The sequence below is a fragment of the Clostridium lacusfryxellense genome (genome assembly GCF_018861735.1).
GTDB classification, from domain to species: domain Bacteria; phylum Bacillota; class Clostridia; order Clostridiales; family Clostridiaceae; genus Clostridium_AD; species Clostridium_AD lacusfryxellense.
Genome location: NZ_JAHLEB010000015.1, coordinates 43,801 through 69,116 on the forward strand (window position 1 = coordinate 43,801; position 25,316 = coordinate 69,116).

Consider the following 25,316-nt stretch of genomic DNA (forward strand, 5'->3'; position numbering starts at 1 on the left):
GGGAGGAATATTAAATGTTTAAAAAAATAGTTTACACAAATGAAATGGAAATATTATTTTCAGAAGCAAATTTAGTATGTTTTTCAGGAACAGTATTAGCAGCCGGTGTGGTGGCAGATGCAGACGGAAAAAAATATGTTGAAGCTGGAAGTTTAATTGATGCAGACGGAAATGTTGTTACCGCTACAGGAGATGCTTTAACAGGTACACCTGTTGGAATTCTTTATCAAACAGTAGATGTTACTGCCGGTGACGAAGCAGGATCTATAATGGTTGAGGGTTACTTAAGAGCGGATAGAATTTTAGCCAGTTTCTCAGTTGCTGCTCAAACTGCAATCAAAGAAGCTTTAACAGAAATAAAATTTAGATAATCGAGGAGGAATAATAATATGCCAAAATTAGTAGAAGTATTTAACACAAACGAAATTATAAATTATTTCAAGGAAAGAGCTATAGTACCAATGTTAGGTGAAGCTTTATTCCCAGAAAAAAAGATACAGGATATCGAATTTGATATGATTTTAGGCTCAGGTGGACTTCCAGTATCAGCAAGTGTTCACGCATTCGATACAAAGACACAATTAGCTAGTAGAGAGGCTATTGAAAAAGGTATTGCTAGTTTATCTCTAATCAAAAGACAAATTAAAATCACTGAGAAAGAATTAATTAAAATTCAAAACCCTCGTTCAGATGCTGAGTTATCATTTGTTTTAGCTCAACTTTACAATGATGCTGAAAAAATGGAAGAAGGTATCAGAGTAAGAGTTGAAGCTATGAGAATGGAAGTCCTATCTAGCGGGAAAATTGCAATAAATGAAAATGGGGTTGCGGTTACTATAGATTATTTAGTCCCAGCCGGAAACAAGTTACCTTTCAACTGGTCCGCACCAACTACTGCTACACCACTAATTGACTTAGAAACAATCGCTACAGCGGTTGAGGCTGAATGTGGAAACAGACCAGCAAGGGCAATGACTTCTAGAAAAATCGTAAAAGCTATTTGTGCTTGTACTTCAATTAAGAAAGCAATCTTTGGAACTAACTCAGATAAGCTTGTTACTTTAGCGTTACTTAATGACTTATTGTCACAATCTGATTTACCAATTCTTTTAGTTAATGAGGGTAAATACAAGGTTGAAAATGCAACTGGATATACAACTGTAAGATACTTCCCTGAGAACATCATATCTATGTTTGGATCTTCAACTTTAGGAGAAACAATTTATGGCCTAACTGCTGAAGAAGTAAAACTTATTGGTGATGGTAACATGGAAACTGCAAGCATGGTTGGAAATGTTTTTGTAGGAACTTATACAAGCGTAGATCCAGTTGCAGAGTTTACAAAATCTGCTGCTACAGTAATTCCATCTTTCCCATATGCCAATGAATTAGGAATTGCAACAATAACACTTTAATCTAAAGGGGAATTAATTTCCTCTTTTTATTTTTTATAGAGGGAGGTATTTATGCCTACTAAAGACCAAAGAAAAGCAATACTAACAATTAAAAATTATTTAAATGTAGGTACTAATCCAAAATATACAGATACCTATATGATGAAAACCTTTGAGCTGGCAATAGATGAATTAGTTGAAAGTTCTTTATCTATTAAAGCTATTAAAGCTACAGGTATAAAATCTAAAAGTGATGGTGTTCAAAGCGTTACATTTACTGATGGTGTTGAAGCATGGGTGGTAACCAGTAGTATAAAAATGTTATTACCTCTACCATTTGTAAGGATGATGGGGTGATTTAATGGTACTCTTTGTAAATTCAGATATAACTATATATAACAAATACTATGATTTTACAAGTGGTAATGACATGTATCAAAGGACTGTAGTTAAAGATGTGGACTGGCAAGGTAAACGTAATGCTACCGTGTCAAACACTGGCTTGTTACTGGCTGATAGTATAGTTATCATAATTGATAAATTAGAAAATTATGTATCACCAAAGCAATTTGCAAAATTATCTGATGATGAAAGAGTAAATTATTTTACGTTGGCCATGGGAGATAAAATTGTAAAAGGTGTGATTGATTTTGAAGTTTTAGGAATTAGTCCATATAGGATTGCTGATTTGGAAAAAGACTTTGATGATGTGGTAAATGTAATGTCTTCAAGACCTCTTTCTGATCATTGGGAGGTGGAGGGCAAGTAATGGGAGTTAATATAAATATGAATAGCACCGCAAGAATTTTGCTTGCACATCACCTCAATAAAAACGGAACAGGGCAAGATTTTTTAACAAGAGCATGTGCCAAAGCTTTTGATAATTATGTTCCGTTTGATACTGGTAGGCTTAAAAATATGATGATAACTATTGATATTACTAAAATAACATACTCAGCTCCTTATGCAAAAATGCAGTATTACAATAATAAAGGCATGGGAAAACAGGGCGAATCAGCTGGTGGTAAACGCGGTATGTATTGGGATAAGCGTGGGTTTATTGATAATAGGGACATGATAATACAAACGGTAGCTAACTTTGTAGGCGGGAGAAAAGGATGATAATTGAAAGTATAAGAGATTTTATAAAGAACATGGATTGCCTAGAAATGTTTAACAATGCGATAAGCGTAAATGTTAATTACTTAGAGCCTAATGTTGACACTTATAGTATTGAGGAAATGCCAATAGAACCTATTTTAAAGAAGTATGTTAATGGCGATAGCATTAGACAATATGCTTTTATATTTACAAGCAGAAATCCGTATGGTAGTGATGTACTACAGAATATAGATAACTCAGGGTTTTATGAAAAGTTTGCGGATGAGATTGAAAGCAAAAATGATAATGAAATATTTCCTGTATTGGATAATAACTCAGAGGTTAGAGAAATTAAAGTAACTAGTACAGGATATGCTTTTGCGGTTAGCGAAGACACCGCGCAATATCAAATCCAATTGAGATTAAAATATTATAAATCGAGGAGGAATTAAAATGGCAGTAAGACAAAGAAGAATGTTAGCGAATTATTTAGAGGTAGGTGAAACCCCAACATTTGCTTTAATGGGTGCTGGATTTACTGAGTTAAATGAGTCTCCATCCGCGCAGACAACTAGCAAAAGATATATAAATGATAAGTCAGCTACTCAAAGTGTTACAGGTTATGAATGGTCAACCGCTTTTACTACAGATCAAATCAAGGCACAGGAAGTAATAGATTATATTTGTAATATTGGTGAAAAACAATTAACTGGAGCTGAAGCAGAAACAAGATATGTAATGGTTGATTTAGATAAACTAGCTGAAGAAGCAACACCTAACGTGTTCGAGGCTAGGATGATAAAAGTAGCAATTGAGGTGTCAGGCTTTGGCGATGAAGATGGTGAGATGACCGCCGAAGGAAATTTGCTAGGAAATGGTGATATAGTTATAGGAACATTCGCTACACTCACACAAACTTTTACAGAAACAGTATAGGAGGGCTATTGAATGTTAATTAATAATGTAGAATTAGAAGATATTGATATATATGATTTGGAAACATCTGAAAAATATGAGGTGGCCATAGCAGATTTTCAAAAGGTAGTAGGAGAATTAAAATCAACAACAAATGAAGATAAAAAAGTTTTATCTTCTGTAATCAGAAGACAATGCAATGCTGTATTTGATTGTTTTAATGCAATTTTTGGAACGGGTACAGATAAAAAGATTTTTGGGAATAAAACTAACTTAATGGTATGCCTAAAAGCCTTTGAGGAGTTAGCCATATTTGTCAACAAACAAAAAGATGAAATGGAAAAGATGGCAAATAAATATTCTCCTAACAGAGCACAAAAACGCGCTAAATAATGAATATGATTATAGATGTATTAACTAATAAAGTTAGTGTTGATGGTGTAAATTATGCTATTAATAGTGACTTTAGAACGTCTATGCTCTTTGAGTTAATGATGGCAGATAAAGAACTAGACGATAAACAAAGGATAGAAAATGCTTTAATGCTTTATTATCCTATAATACCAAATGATATAAATGAAGCTATAGAACAGATACTGTGGTTTTATAGGTGTGGTAAAAACATGACTAAATCAAAAGGTTCTGGTAGTGGTAAAAGCGATCAAATTTATGATTTCGACTTTGATGATGATTATATCTATAGTGCGTTTTTAGACCAATACAATATTGACTTACAGGATGCGGATTTGCATTGGTGGAAGTTTAAAGCATTATTTAAAAGTCTTAAAGAAGACAATGAAATTGTAAAGATTATGGGCTATCGTTCTATGGACCTAAACAAAATTAAGGATAAAGAGGAAAAGGCACGTTATAAAAAAATGAAAGATTTATATAAAATACAGGGACATATAAGCAAGGATGAAACTGAAAAGCTAGGCAGCATTGAAAATGCATTGCTTAATGGAGGGGACATGTCCAAACTATTGTAAATTTACCCTATATATGCAATAATAAATATAAATTGTATCGGGGGGATTTACATGAAGTGTCCAAAATGTAAAAGTGAAAATGTATCTGTTCAGGCGGTAACAAACGTAAAGACTAAGCATAGAGGATGTTTAGGATGGTGTATATGGATTATGCTAGCAATTTGTACGCTAGGACTTATAATTATAATCCCTTTGCTGACTAATTCGAAGACAAAATCCAAAACACATAGTGAAGCGATATGCCAAAATTGTGGTCGTAGATGGAGAGTTTAAAGTATACATATAAGGTTAAGTACTTACAGAAATGTAGGTGCTTTTTTATTGTATAAAATTGGGGTGATTACAATTAAAGATATAAGATGTCCTAAAGGTAGGTGAAATATATGGCTGATGGAAGAATTATCATTGATACGCAATTAGACTCTAGCGGTGCTGAAAAAGGTGTGGGTAAATTAGGTAGCATTGCTAAGACTGGGTTAAGTGGCATAGCAACTGCTGGTAAGGTAATGGGGGCAGCAATAGGAGCGGCTACGATTGCTGTTGGAGGATTAATTAGCGCATCTATAAAACAATATGCTGAATACGAGCAGATAACGGGTGGAGTTGAAACGTTATTTAAAAGCAGTAGCGATAAAGTGATGAAGTATGCAGATAATGCATATAAGACAGCTGGAATGTCTGCAAACGAATATATGAGTACCATTACAGGATTCTCTGCCTCACTATTGCAAGGCCTTGGTGGAGATACAAAAAAAGCGGCTGAAGTAGGAAATATGGCTGTTACCGACATGGCGGATAATGCAAATAAGATGGGCACAGGTATAGAAAATATACAAAATGCATATCAGGGATTTGCAAAGCAAAATTATACTATGCTAGATAACTTGAAGCTTGGTTATGGTGGTACAAAAACAGAAATGAAAAGACTTCTTGTTGATGCAGAAAAACTTACTGGTATTAAATATGACATGAGTAACTTTAGTGATGTCATTGAAGCCATTCATGTGATTCAGACCCAAACGGGTATAACTGGGACTACTGCAAAAGAAGCTGCGTCTACTATTGAAGGTAGTTTGAACATGACTAAATCAGCATGGACTAATTTGTTGACAGGTATGGCTGATGAGGAGTCTGATTTTGATGGATTAATAGATAATTTAGTTACTAGTGCGGGTGCTTTGGGTGAAAATTTATTACCAAGAATAGAAGTTGCTATGAATGGTATTGGGCTTTTAATAGGAAGATTGCTACCTCTAATTATGGATAAAGTACCAGGGATAATAATGTCCATATTGCCTGGGATGTTGGATGCTGGAATGAAAATTACATCATCTCTTGGAAATGGTATGCTTGAATCTTTGCCAGTAATTATAAGCTTAGGTATAAAATTAATTCAAAGTTTAATTTCAGGGTTACAAGACAATGCACCAGCAATAACAACCGCGACTGTTAAGATAATAGCAAGTTTAGTAACTGGGTTTTTAACGATATTACCACAAATATTAGATACTGGATTGAAACTTATAGCAAATCTTGCACTAGGTATAGGAAAAGCATTACCTACGTTAATACCACTTGCGATTGACTGTATACTTAGCTTAGTCGATACAATTATAGATAATTTGCCTTTAATATTAGAGGCTGGATTACAAATTATAATTGGTTTGGTACAAGGGATATTAAAAGCTTTACCAAAATTAATTACTATGCTTCCTGAAATAATAGACAGTCTAGTTACGTTTATAGTTGATAACCTACCACTTATAATAGAAACTGGAGTAGCATTGCTAGTAGCGATTATAGACGGACTGGCAAAGGCTTTGCCTCAATTAACAATTGCCACGTTGAAAATTATAGGTATTCTAGTAGAAGGGTTAAATAGTATTAATTGGTTGCAAATTGGAATAGATGCTTTAACAGCGTTAGGAGAAGGGCTTTTAGCAACAATTGGAACTTGCATGACTCCAGTCATTGAATATATAAAAAATTGGGCCGATGGACTTAAGATTTCAATATCTACTGGTTTTACAAATATTTTAAATTCTATTATTGCTTGGGGTACAGGTGTTATTGCTTGGGCCACAACAACAATTCCTCTAATAACAAATACAATAATAACATTTTTCAGTGAATTACCGGGTAAGATAGGTACTTTCTTTACCAATATTTATAACGGGTTTATTGGTTGGGGTTTAAGTATTATAACCTGGGTGGCTACCACAGTATCACAAATAGTGAATAATATAGTAACATTCTTTAATGAATTGCCAGGTAAACTTGGGTATGCTTTAGGTTTTGCTTTAGGAACAATAATTAAGTGGGGCATAGATGCATTTAATTATCTTGTAACAAATGTACCTATATGGATAAATGCAGTAGTTACATTCTTTAGTACGTTGCCAGGTAAAATATGGACCTGGCTAGTTAACGCATACACTAAAATAGTAACATGGGGAGCACAAACCTACGCTAATATGTCAAGTGCTATTAGTAGAGCAATAACGGCTGTTGTTACGTTCTTTAGTCAATTGCCGGGTAAAATTTATACGTGGTTGGCTAATGCTATTTCTAAGATTATATCTTGGGGATCTCAAATGTATAGTAATATGTCGAGCGCTGCTAGTAGAGCTATAAGTGCAGCGGTTACATTTTTTAGTCAGTTGCCAGGGAAACTATGGTCACATTTATCAAGTGCACTTTCCAAAATGGCGCAATTTGCTAGTAATTTAGGGTCTAAGGCTCGTGAAGCTGGAACGAATATGGTAAGCAATATAATGAGTACTATTGGTAGTTTGCCAGGTAAAATGGCAAGTATAGGTGCAAATATCGTAAGAGGTGTTTGGAATGGTATGAGCAATATGGCAGGTTGGATGAAATCTAAAGTAGCTAATTTTGCAGGTGGAATTTTGCAGGGTATGAAAGATGCACTAGATATAAATTCACCTTCAAGAGTAATGAGAGACCAGATAGGTAAATTTATTCCAAAAGGTATCGGGGTTGGTATAGACAATGAAATGCCTAATTTAAAAAAGGGTATAGATAAAAATATGTCTGGGTTAGTTGCTAAAATGAAAGGCACTGTTGATTATGAAACTGCTAAAACTACAGCAAGCGTGGCAGCACAACATAACTTTAATATTGTAAAGGATAATCCAGATACAGATAGAGTATTAGCAAAATGGGGGGATGGAAGATGATATTAAAAGAGGGTGAAATATATTTTAATTATAATAGTAGCCTTAACCTTAATTTATTTTTAGAAAAGTATCCATCCATACCTATTAGCAATGAGGATTACGAAGAAGTGCCAGTCGAGGGCAGAAATGGAACACTATTTATAAATAAAGGAACTTACCCTAATGTGGTGGTTCCTTTTGTGTTTGCACTTCGGTCTGAGGACTTTGAAATTGATTTTGACAAGGTATATGAATGGTTATTGGATATAGAAGATAATAGATTTATATTTGGTAGGGTAGACAGATGCTATTTGGTTAAGAAGGTTATATTTGGTGATTTACAAAAGGAATTTAGAAGTATAGGTGAGTTTAACGTAGATTTTGTATTTGAACCTTTCAAAGCAGATCTAGAGGAAACACTATATACAATAACATCTAATAATTTTTCTTTTGAATACTTTGGCAATGCTCCAGCTGAATCCTTAATAAAGATTTACGGGAATGGAAATATACAAATTACTATTAATGGGGAAACGATGCAAATATCAAATGTAGTTAATTATGTGGAAATAGATAGCAATTTATTGCAAGTTAGAAATTTAGATAGTACTTCTAAGGATGATGATACTTTAGGTAATTTCAATATGTTTGAAAAGGGTACAAATACAATTTCCTATACAGGATCAGTTACAAAAATAATGGTGGAATACACCACTAAATATAGGTAGGAGGGATAATATGAAAAAACAAATAAAAGTAGCATATTTCCCCTCTACTGCTACTAAGAATAAGGTTTTGAGCAGCAATGGTAAAAGCTTAGATAAATATTGTATTAAGTGTAGTACGGAAGAAGATCTAAGCACTGGAAATTATATTCTGGATGCTACTTTTCTTATAGAGGATAATCTTCAGGATCTATTGCAAGAAGAAGTAATATTAAAAGTTTTAATGGATTATGGTGAAGAAATATTTAGGATTAGTAAGCCCACAGTTGGCACCAGGTATATAGATATAGTGGCAAGACAAATTACTATTGCTGAGGAATTAACTTTGTGGTTAGAGGATGTAAGACCTACTACAATGAGTGGTGCTAATACTAGTAATTATCTAGTATCAAATTCAATAGGGATAAAAGAAATTCAAGTTGTTTCTAATATTTCTAATTTTTCTACTGCATATTATCAAAAAATGACATTGTATCAAGCTTTACATGATTGTGACCAATCTTTCTTAAATAGATGGGGCGGAGAAATTCAAAGGCGAGGATATATAGAATATATCAATAGTGTTATAGGTATAAGTAGAGGGGGTTCGATAAGGGAAGGTAAAAATCTTACAGGGTTTGAGTGTACCTCCAATATAGATAATCTTATCACAAGGGCACAGGGCAAAGGCTCTGATGACATTGTAGGCCATTATATAGATAGTCCCTTGATTAATAGCTATAACCGAGTTTATACAGATGTAATTGAGTATTCAGACGTAAAGGTTAAGGGTGAGAACAGTGAAGAAGGATATGCTACTTTAGCGCTTGCACAAGTTGAACTCGATAGAAGAATAAGAGCAGAATATGACACAAATGGTATAGATAAAATTAAAGCTAGTTATGCCATTAACTTTGTACAACTTGAAAAAACAGAGGAATATAAGAATTATATTCAAGCTGAAAGAGTTTATTTAGGCGATATTATTGGAGTTTATGTCCCTCGATTGAACTCAGATGTAAAAGTAAGGGCAATGATTAAAAAGTTTGATATATTGGCACAGAAAACAATAGAAATTACCTTAAGCAACTATATTGAAGTCAAACCCTTAAGTATAAAACAAATAATCGAAAGATTAGATGAAATAGGAACTAAAGATGATATATTGCAACTCGCGAAAGATAATGCAACTGTACTTATAAAGGCAGGTATTAAAAACTCTTATGTAACTGTACGAGAAAATGAAATAATTATAGGTGATACCAAAGACATAAATACAATGACTAAGGTATGGCGATGGAATAGTGGTGGTTTAGGATATTCAAGTACTGGCTATTATGGTGAATTTGGTATAGCAATGACAAATGATGGCGCTATTGTAGCTGATTTTATAACAACTGGAGTTCTAAATGCTAACCTAATAAAAACAGGTATCATAACTTCTAAAAATGGTAACTGGAAACTTAATCTTGATGCTGAAACTTTTAATTTAGGCAATAAATTAAGCTATGCAGATGGGGTATTGGCAATTGACACAAATCTTATAGTCTCCACAGTCAGAGGATCAACATCATATATAAATGATTTAGGACAAAAGGTAACCGCAAATCAAGCGAGTACAATAGCTCAAAACCCTGATAATGTTGAAATAGGTTTTAACGGAATTAATGATAACTTTAGTTTTAGTACCGGTGGGATGAGATGTAATCATGTAGATGGTAGTTACACTGTAATAAGCTCACAAGGGCTTACTAGATATGTTTCAGCAACTGGGCAGAGTTATCATTATTTAAAATTTAGTGGCTCAATATCTAAAGTTCTTAGTGGTAGTACGTATAGAGTCTATCTCCCAGAGGAATTTAGGGGCAAAAACTATTTACTTGATTGGTGGGCCGGAAATACATTTCCCCAACACCCAACGGACTTAGTGTTTTCTTCTAACGTTAATCTTATTTCTGAAGATAAGAACGCGGCTTCATTTGTTGTGGAAGCATCGTTAATGGTAAGAAACCCAGCTACAGAAGGAGCACCGGCTTGGAGAGGTGAAATGAATATATTATATACAGTAATATATTAAGGAGGTACTAACAATGTCTACAATGCAAGAAATGCAAGATAATATGACAATATTTTATTATAAAAGTAATGGCGATATATATTCAGCCTGTTCTGGTATACAAGATATCAATGAGTTTTTTACAACTCATTCTCAGGACCTAATACTAATAATAGACGAAATTGTATTGCCAAATGATCCTTATGTCTTAGAAAACTCAAATAAGTTTAAAATGAATTTAAATGGTGAACAACCAATATTATCTTTAAAACAAGAAAGTATTAATCAATATCCAATAATATCTTAATCAAAAGGAGTGATAACATGTTTGTACCTATTCCCCATATAATAAATATAGATTTATCGAAAATAATAAATACAAATAAGTCGATTATTATTAAAAAGAATGATACTAATAGTCATTTATTTAAAATAAATATAACAGACAATGGAGTTCCTTACCCTCTAACTGGTTCAACAGCAAGAATATATTTAAAAAAAGCTGATAAAAATAAATTATTTTCTGATTGTACCATGGATGATGCAGCGAACGGAAAAATAACCTACCTAGTAGAAACACAAGCTGTAAGTTATGCGGGTATAGTATCAAGTGAAATCACTATTTATGGTCCGAATGGTGAGATTTTAACAACAGTTACATTCATATTTGTTGTTACTCCGGTTATAAGAGATGATTCAGCTATAGAAAGTACAAGTGAGTTTACAGCTTTAACAAATGCCTTAAATAAAATAGATGTTGCGGTAGAAAATATTGGTACCATAGATACGCTTAACACAATATTAGAGGGTAACATTGCAACTGGAGATACGTTAGATGTAACTTTAAAAGATGATATCGCAACAGGAAATGCCACTGATGCAAATGTAAAAGCATCAACAGTAATTGGTAATGCTACAGATGTAACTTTAAAGGCTGATATTGTTTTAGCGGGTCAGAATTCTTTTGCTGCAGAAGTAACAGCTGGGAGAGGATCCTTCGCAAATTTAAAAGCTAGAAGTGATAAAGTTGATGCGGATTTGGCTCAAAAGGCGTTGCAAACATCGTTAGTTACTACTAATAATGTTGTGGCTTTAAAGGCTGATAAATCTTATGTGGATGCACAAAATACTTTAAAAACAAATGATACACCAAAAGGGCAATATGATAGTTTAGCATTGTTGCAATCAACTTTCCCAACGGGTACGACTGGAAAATATATAATTGGTTTAAGTGGTGCTGAAAAACATTCATATATTTATATGAATTCGGCTTGGACAGATTTCGGAGTATATCAAGGCATAGGAATTAGTACGGATGGTGTACTTACATCCAACATTACAAACGGTGCAGTAATTAAAGAAAAATTGGAAATTAATTTACAAAATTGTTTTACTGATTTATTTACAAAACAAGATATAGTATTGACAAATAAGGGATACTATATTAATCAAATGGGTTCACAAGTAACTAGTACTGCATCTTATTATAGTAATGATGTTGTAGTTTCTTACGGGGAAATATATATTTTAACTAGTTATTCTATTTGGGGTGCTTGTAGATATATTTTATATGATTCCACTAATAAAATAATTGTTTACGATAATCATGTTGATAATATTTTATATAGTAATACCAAGATAATTATTCCAAGCAATGTTGTAAAAATGACATTACAAACAGATATAACTAAAGGTGCTTCATTTTATTTAAGTAAACGTAGTGGATATGATTTATTGCAAAATTCAAGTGTAGGTTTAAATAATTTAAATACTGCTTTACAAAATTCATTTCAACCAGTTTATACAGTACAAAATCCAATTTACAATACTAATGGGGCATATGGAAGAGATGGTGTACTTGCTTTTCCGGGATATTCAAACACTATAATTTATGCCAAGGCAGGCGATAAATACAAGATTACTGGATATGATTATTACGCTTGTCCATTATATATTATAAGAACAAATGGGGTTATAACCTCCTATCCTACAGTATCAACACAGGGAAATGTTAATCAATTAGTTGATATTACTATGACAGAAGATTGCACATTGATAGTAAATAAAAATTTGCCTATGAATAAGCCTGTTACTATATTGAAATCCACATCATACCAAATGTCGAATAACCCATTATTTCAAAAGACTATGTATTCTGATGGTGATAGTGTCGCTGATGGAGTAGAAGCTTTAGGAATTAGTTATGCAAATATAATTTCGCTTAATAATGTTATGATGCTTACTAAAAAATCATTAGGTGGTACAACATTAGCTGTAAAAGGTGGTCAAACTAATAGTATTTTAGAAAGAGTAAAAGTTATGACAAATAGTTATGATTATATTTTAGTACAAGGTGGTTATAATGACCTAATGCAGAGTTTACCACTTGGTATGTTAAGTATTGGATTTATTGCTACATTAGTTGAAACTACGGTAATAGGGGCAGTCGAAAGTATTTGTAAAACATTAATTACCAATTATCCAATTGCTAAAAAACTATTTATTTTAGGGCATAGACTTACAACAAATACACCTGTTTTTGGGGATTTTCCAAATCAAAATTCTTATTGGGATGCTATAATTTCAGCACTCGAAAAATGGTCTATTCCTTATGTCGATTTAAGAAAATCAAGTAATTTATGTGGTTATAATGATGTATGGCTTACAAACTATTTCAATGGTTCTAGTATGGGATTACACCCTAATTATAACGGATATTTATATTTTTATGTCCCACAAATTGAATCAAAGTTAAAGACACTTTAATTCGTCTCAGGATAATAGTGTGTAACAATGTATACTAGTGTGTATTAGTGGTTAATCATGATAAATAATGTTAATTATGCTATATAATCATTCTCAAGGGGTGGTTATTTTGGCAGTACGTAGACAGAATATGAGTATAGATCCAACTGTATTTGAAGAGTTTTGTAATTATGCTGGGAAGAAAGGTATTAAGATCTCTACCTGGGTAACTATAAAAATGAAAGAGTTTGTAGAAGAGGAAAAGTTTCTGGAAGAAATGAGAAAAAATAAAAATTAAGGGCATCCATGAGGGTGTCTTTTCTTATATAAAAAAATATGAAAGAAGGTTTTTAATAATGTCAAAGAAAAATACAGTAACACAAGAACAGATAAATCAAATACTGCATAGTGCAACAAAGAACGAAAATATAATATTTGAAAAATGTCTAGTTGTAACAGTTCAGCTACCAAATGGGTTTATTATAGTTGAGAGCTCTGCTTGTGTAGATAAAGCAAATTTTGATGCAACAATAGGTAGGGATATTTGTTATGACAGAATTAAGAATAAATTGTGGGAATTAGAAGGGTATAAGCTTCAATGTGAACTTAGTTCGCACTTGTAAGTATTAGTATTAACTAGTGCAAACTAAGTCATACCAATGGTTAAGAGTGGGTAAATTATACATTAGGAATATATCGCGCAAGATCTGAAAAATTAAATAATTAAATTTAAGACACTCGAAAGGGTGTTTTTTTCATGTCCAAAATTGAAAGGCAGTGAGAATATATGCCTTGGTGGTTATGGCTTTTATTGCACTAATTTAAATTAAGGTAAAGGCCTTTAAGTAGAAAGCTTAGGGCCTTTATACACGAAAGATGGTAGTAAAAAACAGGAGATGTTTGAAATGGCTGACGACAGAGAATTTAGAATAGAAAATATCGAAGAAAATGTAAAAACGCTACAAGCTAAAGAAGATAAGCATACAGAAAGAGATAATATAGCAGCTGTTACTACCGCCGAAACTAAAATTTTTGTTACACAGATTTTTGAAAAGTTGGACGACTTAAAAATATCACTTGCAGAGGATATACAAAAGTCTACTGTAACTGAGAAAATAGCCCTTAATTTAGTAGTAGTAACAGACACCGTAGTAAAAGGACTAGCCGAAGTTAACGCTAAAGTAACAGCAATAGAGCAGTTACCAATTGAGACAGCTAGAGTAGCAGCAGCAAATGCTAAAAAAATGAAATTTATGATATGGCAATGGTTATTAGGTAGTGGAATAGCTGTAGCGGTAGGTTTATATAAAGGTATTATATGGCTCAGTAAAGCATTGAACAACTAAAATAACAGGAGGTTTTATTAATGAATATAGGTGTAAATGATGGACACACAATTAAAGGGTATGGTACTGGAGCGGTAGGGATTATAAACGAGGGAGTACAAACTCGAATAGTAGGAACAGAGGTAAGAAGATTAATTAATGCAGCTGGTCACAAAGCAATAAATTGTACTGTTGATTATGCTAATTCAGTATCTCAAAGTTTATCTAAGATAATGGATCAGGCAAATAGACAGGACCTTGATTGGTTTATAGCAATACATTTTAATGCGGGTGGAGGAGTCGGTGTTGAAAATTACACATATGGTGGCAATCAATATCCTGATGCAGTTGAAGTGTGCTCTAACATAGCTAAATTAGGATTTAGAAATAGAGGTGTAAAAGATGGTAAAGGCCTTTATGTTATAAGAAAAACAAAAGCAAAATCTATGTTAATTGAGGTATGTTTTGTAGATACCGCAGATGCTAATCATTACTTACAGATAGGCTATAAGGCTATTGCAAAAGCTATAGTTGAAAGTCTTATAGGAGCGATAAAAGCAACGCCAGCAGTAGCACCTGTAAAAGTTGTAACAACTGGAGAAATGTATAGAGTCAGAAAAACTTGGGCTGATGCTAGTTCTCAGATTCAAGCATTTAGTATTTTAGCTAATGCAAAATCTTATGTAAATAATCATCCTGGCTATAGCTTATTTAATTCTGCTGGGCAAAATGTATATTCTGTAGCAGCTGCAACATTAACAAGTGGCACAGTTACTGCTAGTGTACTAAATGTCAGAAAAACTGCGGTTTCAAACTCTGCTATAATTGGAAAATTAAATAAAGGTAGTAAAGTTAAAATAGCTAAAAAAGTAGGGAATATGTACAATATTTATTTTGGTGATAATGGCGGATATGTAAGCGCTGACTATATTAAATAATCTAAAATCCGAGGAGATGTATTAAATGAATATATTAATATTTTTATACAATTTAATTCTATTATATTGGAGTGACATGCTTTTAGTAATTGTAGTGGCAGCAGCCTTGGCAATCCTTTATAAAAAGGGTAAAAAGAATCTAGTAAAGAGCATTGTTAAGAATTTAGTGGTAAAGGCACAAAGGGCACTAGGTACAGAAACAGGTATTTTAAAATATAACCAAGTTGTAAGTGATTTGTATAGCGCATTACCATTTCTTATTAGAGTTTTATTTTCAAAAGTCGAACTTAACACTTATATACAGGATGCAGTAACTTGGCTTAATAAAAAGTTAGAAGATCCTAATATAAATTTACTAAGTTATGCGGATGAAGCAATCGTAAAGGCTACTGAGTCAGCGCCTATGGCAAACATTGATGAAACTATAGTGGTACAATCTAAAAAGGTATATGTTGATGAAAATGGTATAGAGCTAACACCAATAGTAGTTCCAGTAGCAACAGTATAATTTTAAAGACCTGAGATTAGTTTAAATACTAACTCAGGTCTTTTTTTATTTTTTGTAATTATATTTTAGTTTGCACAGCAAAATACCGCGAGAGAGGAGTCCCTTGCGGTATTTCTAAATAAAATTAAATTATCCGTATCAATAAAGGATTATTTAGATTATTGACCTTTTTTCAAATTATATTCACTTCATGTTTGTAAATATATGAAATTATTGATATTATTACATGAATAGTATATTAGAGGGGGACTCAACAATGAATAATTTTTTAAAAAAAGTACCTGGTTTTAGATCCAATACTAAATGGAAAGTAATAGTGGCATTAATTTATTACGCATATTGCGTGTATTCACTTCCGGCTCAAGGGGTCGGAGCATTTATAATTTCGATCTTAATTCCCTTTGTGTTTTTTTCTATAAAGGATAATACTAAATCAGCTAAAGCAAAAGTGATAGCAAACGAAAAAGCAAGAGAAAACAATCCTGAAGAATTTACAAAAACTATTGAGCCACGCACTCCTATTGTATTTACAAAAAAGCTTACAGGAATAATTGGAATATGTATGGTGCTTTTACTTGGGTTGGGTTCGTATGCAGCCTCAGTTCAAAGAAAAGCTGACACTAAAGCTGCATTTGAACAAAAGGTAATTACTGCAGCTAAAGTTAAGAGTGATGCCGAGGCAAAACAAAAGTCCATAGCGGCAGAGAAATTAGCAGCTGCTGTAGCTAGTGAAAATGAAAGACTTGCAAATATTCAAGCAGCTAAAGACAAAAAAGTTGCAGATGCAAAAGCTAAGGTTGAGGCGGCGGCTAAAGCAAAAGCTGATAAAGTAGCTTACGATACAGGAATAACTTATAATCAATTAGCTAGAACACCTGATAAATATGTTGCTCAAAAGGTTAAATTTCATGGTAAAGTAATACAAGTTATGGAAAGTGGTTCAGAGGTACAATTGCGAATTGCCATAAATGATAATTACGACACTGTTTTATTAGCATCATATGATAAAAGTATAATAGATTCAAGGATATTAGAAGATGATGAAGTTACTATTAAAGGAATATCGTCAGGGGTTATTACGTATAAATCTACAATGGGTGGTGACATTACTATACCAGGGGTAATGGTAGACATAATTAACTAAATAAGAGTATATAAAGGAATTTTTTAACTTTTGGAGAATACTTACATAAGATAAACTTATGAGGTGATTGAATGGTTAAAAATAGACTTAAGGAAATAAGAATGAAAGAGCATATGATGAGCCCAGGAGAATTCGCTTTATATATAGGAACTGATATGCAAAACTATAATAACTGGGAGAGTAATAGAAGCAAACCTAAGTTAGAACTGGCTATGTCAATTGCTTTAAAACTAAATAAAAGGATAGAGGAAATATGGTACTTTGAATAGTGCCATATTTTTTTATTTGTAGGTGTATTAAATAATTTAACGATAATTCAAATAATTGGAAACTATTGGAGCTAACTAGCATATATTAGAACTATAAGAGAAAACCAAAAGGAGGCAATTGATGTCAGCAAGCATAAAAGTAACATTTAAAGAAGATGACAAAGAAATGAGAATGTATTCGGAGGCAATAAGTCACAGTGGAAAGGTATGTTGGATTAAAGATTGTATAAATTTTTACATGAATTACGGGCACTTTGAAAAGAAGCTGAGAGCAATGTTAACTGACGAAAACAAAAAAGAGCAATAAAAAGACTACTTCTCCGGAGAGAAATAGTCGAGTCTTACATGAGTTCCTTACATGTAAGTTATGCCACCAACTATGAAAAGATGACACTTTTTATCTATATATTTAAAACGTTACATTTTATTCATATCTATTTCTTACGCTCCAATTATCGTCGCTACAATATAAAGCCCACCAATTATATAAGGTATTATTGCGAACATTTTTACATCACCACCTTACAAATAGTTTAACCAAATTACAAATAATTATACGGAGGTAATTCATGGAAATTTTAGTAATAAAAAATAATCATACAATTATAAATTGGGAATCAAGATCTTCTTCAACAAAATACCAAGATTGTATGAATGATAAAAAAGTAGAAATATTAGCAGGTAAATTATCTAAGAAATCTAATCACAGAAAATTTTTAATTACTCTGTTAGGATTAAGTCTTTATTGTAGAAATGTATTTGCAGCAACATCATCAATTGATAAATTAGGATGGACATTATTAAATTTAATTAGAGGTTGGGCAAAACCAATTCTAGTATTATGGTGCATAGTCGAAGTTATTCGCTCTGGATGTTCCGGGGATGTAAAAAAGACATTACCAATATTAATGAAATTTATTGTAATATTTGCTTCTATGTATTTGATACCTGAAATTTTCGATGCAATACAAGCAGCATTTGCACATTAGGAGGGGGAAATTATGAATAATATTACTAGTTTAGTTGAAGGAATAAAAGGTGCTGGTGCTGATGGGTGGGATTCATTAAAAACTATAGCTAAATTTTTAAATTATCTTATGCACCCAAGTTTGATTGTATCTGCACTGTGGAACTATACACAAGCTTATGCATTTTGGATATGTTTATTATTGGCAATGTTAGCAGCTATATTTTATGGATTAGGATTTAAAAAATGTGCCAAATGGATACCTGGATCAATTGCAATTTTTACTCTCATCAAGACTATAGGAGGGGCTTTCTAGTGAAAAATTTTAGCATACCAATTTCTAAATACCTGGAGTTTACGCATCCACAGTATATATATTTGCAGATCATACCTCATAAAGCTACAAGGAATTATGACTCAAGTCGTATAGCAAAGGCCATACAGAGGACATTCAGGTCCATAAATAAAAGAGTAAAATTCGATAAAAAGAAGTTATGTATTGAAACAAATTTCAAAATATCATATGCGGTTGATATTAAAAAAGGTGATACATGTTTTTATTTTATACTACCAAAGCAATATTTATCATACCTTACTGAAAAAATCCGTGAAATCTGGTCGAAAGTAGATCTCCAGGTGGTTGATCCAATTTCAGCATTTGGACCTGACACAGTCTATTACCAACTTAATAATAAAAAAGAGGACGCTTTATCACTAGAAATTAATAAGACAAGTAATGAGCCTCTTAACTCAATCCTGGCAGTCATGGAGATCATGCAGCAAGAAGACCGCGTGACACTTATATATAATTTTTTACCTAAAAGTCAATTCTCATGGGGTAAAAGATATGAGTCCACTCGTAAAAAGATAGAGGAATTGCAACCAATAGACAAAGACAAGGCTACATGGACCTATAGAGGCAAAGCAGCTCTTGCTGGTGTTAATTATATATTTACAAGCATATTATCAGTATTAACGGACTTCATGGGTGATGAGAAAGAAGTAAACACAGTTTTCTCTGAGCTCTTAGTCACCAGCAACATATTGGAGACGAATAAAAGATTAAGCGATTCTACCCAACGTAAAAAGGATAAAACCGTCCTTGATGCTCAGATTCTAATTGCGGCGAGTAGCACAGACAGAATTCGCCGAGAGAATATAACACAAAGTGTATGCAACAGTTTTTCTGTACTCGATGCAGAGGGTGGGAATGAGTTAATTGCGAAAAAAGTAAAATTGAAAAAAAAGCAACATATAAACATAGAGGATTATAAATTTTCAGGAGTAGATGAGAACACATTCTCGGTTGATGAAACACAGAATTTTATACAACAACCAGGTAGACAGCTTATGAAAATATTAGGAATACATCATGTAGAGGTAGAGGAGGCCAAGGTTCCTGATACTCTAAGTCATGGATATATTAGTTTGGGAGAAGTAAAGTGTAAGGGTGAGGGCATGACCGCTTATATTCAAGATACCTACGACAAAGGTTCTTTACCTCTAGTTATGATTGGAGCTCAAGGATCTGGGAAATCTAAGTTCGATGCAAATTATCATAAGATGGCAAATAAACGTAAAGAGGGCGGCGTGGTCATAGATTATATAAAAAATTGTGAGTTAAGTGATGATATTATAAAAGATACACTACCAGAGGATCTTATCATATTGGATTATACAAAGCCTGAATGTATTCAGAGTTTAGCTTTTAATGAATATAAAGTGGATTCTTCAATGACTATATTTGAAAGGCTTGAGCTTATGAATAAACAGGCCCAACAGATACTAACATTTGTAAATTCAATTAATGTAGAGCAGCCACTCCAAGCTAGGATGAGAAAATATTTATCAGCTGCTACAAATGTAGTATTTGCATGTGGGGAAAGTAGATTTAAGGAGGTTGTTAAATGTTTAGAGGACCATGTGATCCGTGCCAATTATATAAAAAAATTAAATGAGGAGGAAATTGAGTTTTTAGAGGATGAGATTAAGAGTTTACATGATCTTGATGAATATTCCAAAGCTACAGTAAAAGAGCCTACAGCTTATGTAATTGGAACTAAAATGGACCGCATTGAAGGTATACTTGATAGAATTAGTTTGTTAAGGGAGGACTTTAAACTAAAATATATGTTCAATAAAAGCAGTGCTAATAATATTGATTTTGCTGAGGAGCTTGAGGCTGGTAAGACGATAATAATTCGCATGCCTCAGGACAAATTCAGTATGCATAGCAAAAACGTAATTGTTACTTTCCTTATTTCTAAGATATGGAACGCAACTGAAATTAGGGGTTCATGGAATGCAAAACCTAGACCAACTCATATCTCAATTGATGAGATTTTCCAATGCAAAACTGCAATGAAAATGTTAAATGATACGGATATATTACCGCAAACAAGAAAATTTGGTTGTAAATTTGTTTTAAGTTGTCAATTCTTAGATCAAATAGATACAATAGCTGAAACCTTAGAGGGTGCCGGTGCATCTTTTATGTTACTCGGAGGGACATCGGAGAAAGACTTCAAACATTTTGAAAACAAGATAGAAAACTTTGATTATGAGGATCTCAGAGATATGAAACAATATTCGTCCATGAACTTAATTTATTACACAGGAGGCTATAGTAGTTTCATAAGTAAGTTACCTAAGCCAATAAAGAAAAAAAGGACTTTGAAAATAAAAGAAGTAAAATTACTAAAAATAGCCTAAATAAAAAAGTCTACCTTAATTGGTAGGCTTTAATTCTATTAAATTTATTTTAATAATAAAGGACAAAGTATACAATATATAGATTTAAATTACAATAAAAAAAATTAATGGGAACAAAAAGGCGAACATAAATATAAACAAAAAGTTAAAAGCATGTTATTATAAAGTAATAAATACTATTTTAATCATTTAGGAAAAGGCGTTTCAATATCTGTTAGACCTAAAAGATAATCAACAGATACATCAAAGTATCTAGCTATTTCAATGGTGATATATATACTAGGGGTGCGATGTGTAGTTTCGTAACCGCTTAATGTATTCCTTCGTATGTTTAATGCCTTTGATACTTTATCCTGTGTTAAATCTCTATCTTGTCTAATATTTCGCAACCGATCATTAAATCGCATAATCAAACCCTCCATGCTACATATAATTAAGTAGTATATCATGGAGCAATTGACAAAATTTATTATGACTCGTTTCGCGTACAACTAAAATTTAACAATATTCTTAAAAGAATAATATGAAATATATTACATATTATAAATTAAAAGGCGAACAAATGTTCTTTACTTGTTAACAGTCGAGTGCTAATATTGAACTATTGAACTACCAAATAAGAAAAATCAAACAAAATAAAAATAAATATTTTTTTAGTGTATAAAAGTCTTAGCTGATCGTTACTATGTATATATTAAGACATAAAATACTATGGGGGGATAAAAATGGACAATATAGTAACAAAGGATAAACAGATTGATATGAAGGAATTGAAACCTAAATTGGTATTTGTAAAGAAAAGTAATGGACAGCTTGTTTTAAAACTTATAGCCAATGGTAAAAAAATATAATAAACACTGATGGCTGTAATAACTGCATTTCATTCATCAGTATTTATCATGTTTTTTACTTCTTTATATATGTAACATATTTTTTCATTATTTTGACGTTTAATGAATTGGTATTAAAACTTGTGTTTTGGTAAGCTGTGCATCTGCGCCTTGACCTGTTGAAAGGTCAATGTCAAGTCCTTCTTCTTTAAAAAAACCCTCTGAAATAGCTGCATACATAGGAGCGTAGAATATAGAGCGAACTACTTCATTTAATTTTACTTTTACTAAAGCATCGCTGGTAGTTTTTTTGCATCCAGAGAATAATGTAGTTATTAAGGCTAGTGAGAGAAGTAAGGAAAAAATAGATATTTTTTTAATCTTCATAGATACCTCCGTATTATATAGTGTTATAATTATATAATATGGAAAATTGGCTAGATGTTACATTTTAAATAATATTCTAGCTTTATAAAAAAATATATTGACATATGTAGATTAAAAGGTATAATGAAAATTAAACAATAATGATAACAATTAATAGTTATATTATAAAATATTCAAAAGCTTAGATGAAGAGGAGTAGGGGAAAATTAATATTAAGAGAGGAAGATCCATAGGCTGTAAGATCTTCTATATGAAAATCCTTGAATGTTGCTTCGGAGCTTCTTTGCCAAGTTGATGTAATTAATTATAAGAACTTGGTAAAGACGGTTTTCTTAATCGTTAAATTTTAAAGAGCCTGCAAATTTTGCAGGAAAAAAGGTGGTACCGCGAGCTTTTCGTCCTTTTATAGACGAAGGGCCTTTTTTTATTGTTTTTTAATAATTGCTAATACAATTAGATTACTAATTAGTAAATAGGAGGACTTAAATATGGAAGAAATTAATAATATTGATAAGAATTATGATCCTAAAGAGTTTGAGGAAAGACTTTACGCCTGGTGGGAAGAAAAAGGTTTTTTCACACCAACTGTTGATACGGATAAAAAACCTTTTACAATAGTGATGCCACCACCAAACATTACAGGAAAATTACATTTAGGTCATGCTCTTGATAATACTCTTCAAGATATTCTAATAAGAACTAAAAGAATGCAAGGATATAATACATTGTGGCTTCCAGGTGAAGACCATGCTAGTATTGCAACAGAAGTAAAGGTTGAAAATGAACTTTTAAAGCAAGGGCTAAAGAAAAAAGAAATGGGAAGAGAAGCTTTCCTTGAAAAAGTTTGGGATTGGACTAATGAGTATAGAGAAAAAATTAGAGGACAAATAAGAAAAATGGGTTGTTCTGTTGATTTTACTCGTGAAAGTTTTACTATGGATGAAAACTTAAACCACGCAGTAAGAGAAGTTTTCGTTAAATTATATAATGATGGACTAATATATCAAGGAAATAGGATAACAAATTGGTGTCCAAAATGCATGACAGCAATTTCAGATGCTGAAATAATATTTGAAGAACAAGCGGGACACTTCTGGCATATAAAATACCCAATAATAGGCAGGTCTGAATTCCTAGAAATAGCTACTACAAGGCCAGAAACTATGCTTGGAGATACGGCAGTTGCTGTAAATCCTAATGATCCAAGGTATACACATTTAATAGGAAAGAAAATAATGCTACCTCTAGTAAATAGAGAAATACCAATAGTTGCAGATGATTATGTTGATATAGAGTTTGGAACAGGGGCGGTTAAAATTACTCCAGCACATGACCCTAATGATTACCAAATAGGAAAGAGACATAACCTTCCAGAAATAGTAGTTTTAAATGAAAATGCAGCTATATGTGAAGGTTATGGAAAATATTCAGGACTTGATAGATATGAAGCAAGAAAGGTCATGGTAGAAGATTTAGATAAGGCAGGACTACTTGTTAAGATAAAGGATCATGCTCACAATGTAGGTACTCACGATCGTTGTAAAACAACTGTAGAACCAATGTTATCAAAACAATGGTATGTTAAAATGGAATCTCTTGCAAAACCAGCTATAGATGCTGTAAGGGAAAAGAAAACTAAATTTGTTCCAGAGAGATTTGAAAAGACATACTTCAATTGGATGGAAAACATTCAAGATTGGTGTATATCAAGACAGTTATGGTGGGGACATAGAATTCCAGTATGGTACTGCGCTGATTGTGGAGAAATTATTGTTTCGGCTACTGATGCAACGAATTGTAGTAAATGTAATAGTACAAATCTTAATCAAGATAAAGATGTACTTGATACTTGGTTTAGCTCAGCATTGTGGCCTTTCTCAACACTTGGTTGGCCAAGTAATACAGAAGATTTAAAACAATTTTATCCAACAAGTGTTTTAGTTACAGGATATGATATTATATTCTTCTGGGTCGCAAGAATGATTTTTTCGGGAATATACAATTTAGGTGAAGTACCATTTGAAACAGTAGTAATGCACGGAATGGTTAGAGATGATCAAGGAAGAAAAATGTCTAAGTCTTTAGGAAATGGTATTGATCCATTAGACGTAATAGACCAATATGGAGCAGATGCATTAAGGTTTTCACTTGCAACAGGAAATTCTCCAGGAAGTGATATAAGGTTCTATGAGTCAAGGGTTGAAGCTGCTAGAAACTTTGCTAATAAAATTTGGAATGCTTCTAGGTTTGTTATGATGAACTATAATGAAGAATTAATGGCTAAATATAAAGATAGTAAAAACTACACTGCCGCTGACAAGTGGATATTATCGAGAATGAACACTGTAGTTCAAGAAGTAACAGAAAACATTGAAAAATATGAAATAGGTATAGCACTTCAAAAGACTCATGACTTTATGTGGACTGAATTCTGTGATTGGTATATTGAACTCGTTAAACCAGTATTATATGCAGAAGATGGTGAAGCTAAAGGCGTAGCATTAAATGTTTTAAATAAGGTATTAAAAACTGGACTTAAACTTCTTCATCCTGTTATGCCTTTTATAACAGAAGAAATTTATATGCATTTGGATAATGAGTATGAATCTATAACAATATCTAAATGGCCAGAGTATGACGAAACGCTTAATGATGAAAAAGCTCAGGAAAATATGAATTATGTTATAGAGGCGATAAAAGACGTAAGAAATGCAAGAGCAGATATGAATGTAGCACCTTCTAGAAAAGCTAAGGTATTCATATACGCAACAAAAGCAAAAGAAGCATTTGAGGAAGGAATGGTTTATTTCCAAAAACTTGCATTTGCTAGTGAGGTTAAGTTTTTAGCATCTAAAGCAGAGGCACCCGAGAATGTAGTTACAGTAGTAACTATTGGCGCAGAGGTATATATGCCATTACTTGAACTTGTAGATTTAGAGGTAGAACTAGAGAGATTAAATAAAGAAAAAGATAAACTAAAAAAAGAGATAGAGCGAGTAGAAAAGAAGCTAAGTAATGAAAGATTTACAGCTAAAGCTCCAGTAGAAGTAGTTGAAGAAGAAAAAGCTAAAGGTGAAAAATATAAAGAAATGTACAATTCAGTAATTCAAAGCATAGAAAATCTGAAATAAGTGATGCACAATAAATAAGAAGTAA

30 protein-coding genes and 1 other annotated feature are annotated in these 25,316 nt (G+C 32.5%); of the genes, 28 read left to right on the plus strand and 2 right to left on the minus strand.

From position 1 onward, the window contains the following. Positions 1-14 precede the first annotated feature (14 nt). From KPL55_RS10705 to KPL55_RS10830, 26 genes are all read left to right on the plus strand, one after another. Positions 15-371, plus strand: coding sequence for a hypothetical protein (locus KPL55_RS10705; protein ID WP_216306708.1), 357 nt, complete (start codon positions 15-17; stop codon positions 369-371). Positions 372-389: 18 nt separating this feature from the next. Next, positions 390-1,415, plus strand: coding sequence for a major capsid protein (locus tag KPL55_RS10710; RefSeq protein ID WP_216306709.1), 1,026 nt, complete (start codon positions 390-392; stop codon positions 1,413-1,415). 51 nt (positions 1,416-1,466) lie between these two features. Continuing rightward, positions 1,467-1,751, plus strand: a complete 285-nt coding sequence (locus tag KPL55_RS10715) for a hypothetical protein (protein ID WP_216306710.1) — start codon at positions 1,467-1,469, stop codon at positions 1,749-1,751. 4 nt (positions 1,752-1,755) lie between these two features. Further along, the gene (locus KPL55_RS10720; protein ID WP_216306711.1) at positions 1,756-2,163 is read left to right on the plus strand and encodes a DUF6751 family protein; all 408 of its coding nucleotides are present in this window, start codon (positions 1,756-1,758) and stop codon (positions 2,161-2,163) included. After that, positions 2,163-2,516, plus strand: a complete 354-nt coding sequence (locus tag KPL55_RS10725; RefSeq protein WP_216306712.1) for a minor capsid protein — start codon at positions 2,163-2,165, stop codon at positions 2,514-2,516. The genes KPL55_RS10720 and KPL55_RS10725 overlap by 1 nt, the downstream gene beginning before the upstream one ends. Continuing rightward, a complete protein-coding gene (locus tag KPL55_RS10730; protein ID WP_216306713.1) occupies positions 2,513-2,947 on the plus strand; it encodes a chloramphenicol resistance protein in 435 nt (144 codons plus the stop codon). Before KPL55_RS10725 ends, KPL55_RS10730 begins: the two co-directional genes overlap by 4 nt. A gap of 1 nt (position 2,948) precedes the next feature. Continuing rightward, positions 2,949-3,431 (plus strand): hypothetical protein, encoded by a 483-nt coding sequence (locus tag KPL55_RS10735; protein ID WP_216306714.1) that lies wholly within the window; start codon positions 2,949-2,951, stop codon positions 3,429-3,431. A 12-nt stretch (positions 3,432-3,443) separates the two neighbouring features. Further along, positions 3,444-3,803, plus strand: a complete 360-nt coding sequence (locus KPL55_RS10740) for a DUF6673 family protein (protein ID WP_216306715.1) — start codon at positions 3,444-3,446, stop codon at positions 3,801-3,803. Continuing rightward, positions 3,803-4,399: a bacteriophage Gp15 family protein gene (locus tag KPL55_RS10745; protein WP_216306716.1), complete on the plus strand. Its 597-nt coding sequence runs from the start codon at positions 3,803-3,805 to the stop codon at positions 4,397-4,399. The genes KPL55_RS10740 and KPL55_RS10745 overlap by 1 nt, the downstream gene beginning before the upstream one ends. A 51-nt stretch (positions 4,400-4,450) precedes the next feature. Then, positions 4,451-4,672 carry an LITAF-like zinc ribbon domain-containing protein gene (locus tag KPL55_RS10750; protein WP_216306717.1) on the plus strand — a complete coding sequence of 74 codons (222 nt, stop codon included), beginning with the start codon at positions 4,451-4,453 and terminating at the stop codon, positions 4,670-4,672. Between the two features lie 110 nt (positions 4,673-4,782). Next, on the plus strand, positions 4,783-7,596 hold the full coding sequence (locus KPL55_RS10755; RefSeq protein WP_216306718.1) for a phage tail protein: 2,814 nt from the start codon (positions 4,783-4,785) through the stop codon (positions 7,594-7,596). Then, positions 7,593-8,303 carry a phage tail protein gene (locus KPL55_RS10760; RefSeq protein ID WP_246599396.1) on the plus strand — a complete coding sequence of 237 codons (711 nt, stop codon included), beginning with the start codon at positions 7,593-7,595 and terminating at the stop codon, positions 8,301-8,303. The genes KPL55_RS10755 and KPL55_RS10760 overlap by 4 nt, the downstream gene beginning before the upstream one ends. A 10-nt stretch (positions 8,304-8,313) precedes the next feature. Next, positions 8,314-10,356 carry a phage tail spike protein gene (locus tag KPL55_RS10765; protein WP_216306719.1) on the plus strand — a complete coding sequence of 681 codons (2,043 nt, stop codon included), beginning with the start codon at positions 8,314-8,316 and terminating at the stop codon, positions 10,354-10,356. A gap of 13 nt (positions 10,357-10,369) precedes the next feature. Next, the gene (locus tag KPL55_RS10770; protein ID WP_216306720.1) at positions 10,370-10,642 is read left to right on the plus strand and encodes a hypothetical protein; all 273 of its coding nucleotides are present in this window, start codon (positions 10,370-10,372) and stop codon (positions 10,640-10,642) included. A 17-nt stretch (positions 10,643-10,659) separates the two neighbouring features. After that, entirely contained in the window at positions 10,660-13,101 is a 2,442-nt protein-coding gene (locus KPL55_RS10775; protein WP_216306721.1) for an SGNH/GDSL hydrolase family protein, read from the plus strand. Positions 13,102-13,210: 109 nt separating this feature from the next. Then, a complete protein-coding gene (locus KPL55_RS10780) occupies positions 13,211-13,378 on the plus strand; it encodes a hypothetical protein (protein WP_216306722.1) in 168 nt (55 codons plus the stop codon). A gap of 58 nt (positions 13,379-13,436) precedes the next feature. Continuing rightward, positions 13,437-13,703: a Gp49 family protein gene (locus KPL55_RS10785; protein ID WP_216306723.1), complete on the plus strand. Its 267-nt coding sequence runs from the start codon at positions 13,437-13,439 to the stop codon at positions 13,701-13,703. Between the two features lie 282 nt (positions 13,704-13,985). Next, a complete protein-coding gene (locus tag KPL55_RS10790) occupies positions 13,986-14,426 on the plus strand; it encodes a hypothetical protein (protein ID WP_216306724.1) in 441 nt (146 codons plus the stop codon). A gap of 20 nt (positions 14,427-14,446) precedes the next feature. After that, entirely contained in the window at positions 14,447-15,343 is an 897-nt protein-coding gene (locus KPL55_RS10795) for an N-acetylmuramoyl-L-alanine amidase (protein WP_216306725.1), read from the plus strand. A gap of 25 nt (positions 15,344-15,368) precedes the next feature. Next, positions 15,369-15,851 carry a hypothetical protein gene (locus KPL55_RS10800; protein ID WP_216306726.1) on the plus strand — a complete coding sequence of 161 codons (483 nt, stop codon included), beginning with the start codon at positions 15,369-15,371 and terminating at the stop codon, positions 15,849-15,851. Between the two features lie 256 nt (positions 15,852-16,107). Beyond that, on the plus strand, positions 16,108-16,995 hold the full coding sequence (locus KPL55_RS10805; protein WP_216306727.1) for a hypothetical protein: 888 nt from the start codon (positions 16,108-16,110) through the stop codon (positions 16,993-16,995). A 71-nt stretch (positions 16,996-17,066) separates the two neighbouring features. Then, the gene (locus KPL55_RS10810; RefSeq protein WP_216306728.1) at positions 17,067-17,264 is read left to right on the plus strand and encodes a helix-turn-helix transcriptional regulator; all 198 of its coding nucleotides are present in this window, start codon (positions 17,067-17,069) and stop codon (positions 17,262-17,264) included. Positions 17,265-17,385: 121 nt separating this feature from the next. Beyond that, a complete protein-coding gene (locus KPL55_RS10815; protein WP_216306729.1) occupies positions 17,386-17,571 on the plus strand; it encodes a hypothetical protein in 186 nt (61 codons plus the stop codon). A gap of 262 nt (positions 17,572-17,833) precedes the next feature. After that, entirely contained in the window at positions 17,834-18,253 is a 420-nt protein-coding gene (locus KPL55_RS10820; RefSeq protein WP_216306730.1) for a hypothetical protein, read from the plus strand. Positions 18,254-18,265: 12 nt separating this feature from the next. Then, on the plus strand, positions 18,266-18,547 hold the full coding sequence (locus KPL55_RS10825; RefSeq protein ID WP_216306731.1) for a hypothetical protein: 282 nt from the start codon (positions 18,266-18,268) through the stop codon (positions 18,545-18,547). Continuing rightward, entirely contained in the window at positions 18,547-20,943 is a 2,397-nt protein-coding gene (locus tag KPL55_RS10830; RefSeq protein WP_216306732.1) for a type IV secretory system conjugative DNA transfer family protein, read from the plus strand. The genes KPL55_RS10825 and KPL55_RS10830 overlap by 1 nt, the downstream gene beginning before the upstream one ends. Before the next feature lie 185 nt (positions 20,944-21,128). Here the strand turns inward: KPL55_RS10830 and KPL55_RS10835 are convergent, their stop codons facing one another. Continuing rightward, positions 21,129-21,350 carry a helix-turn-helix domain-containing protein gene (locus KPL55_RS10835; RefSeq protein WP_216306733.1) on the minus strand — a complete coding sequence of 74 codons (222 nt, stop codon included), beginning with the start codon at positions 21,348-21,350 and terminating at the stop codon, positions 21,129-21,131. Between the two features lie 318 nt (positions 21,351-21,668). On the opposite strand from KPL55_RS10835, the gene KPL55_RS26350 reads away from it, so the two are divergent. Then, the gene (locus tag KPL55_RS26350) at positions 21,669-21,794 is read left to right on the plus strand and encodes a hypothetical protein (protein ID WP_281418837.1); all 126 of its coding nucleotides are present in this window, start codon (positions 21,669-21,671) and stop codon (positions 21,792-21,794) included. A gap of 99 nt (positions 21,795-21,893) precedes the next feature. On the opposite strand, the gene KPL55_RS10840 is transcribed toward KPL55_RS26350, so the two are convergent. Beyond that, positions 21,894-22,160, minus strand: coding sequence for an ABC transporter substrate-binding protein (locus KPL55_RS10840; protein WP_216306734.1), 267 nt, complete (start codon positions 22,158-22,160; stop codon positions 21,894-21,896). Positions 22,161-22,333: 173 nt separating this feature from the next. Continuing rightward, positions 22,334-22,566, plus strand: a binding site (T-box leader). Between the two features lie 82 nt (positions 22,567-22,648). Here KPL55_RS10840 and KPL55_RS10845 point away from each other — a divergent pair. After that, positions 22,649-25,291: a valine--tRNA ligase gene (locus tag KPL55_RS10845; RefSeq protein ID WP_216306735.1), complete on the plus strand. Its 2,643-nt coding sequence runs from the start codon at positions 22,649-22,651 to the stop codon at positions 25,289-25,291. The last annotated feature ends 25 nt before the right edge of the window (positions 25,292-25,316 follow it).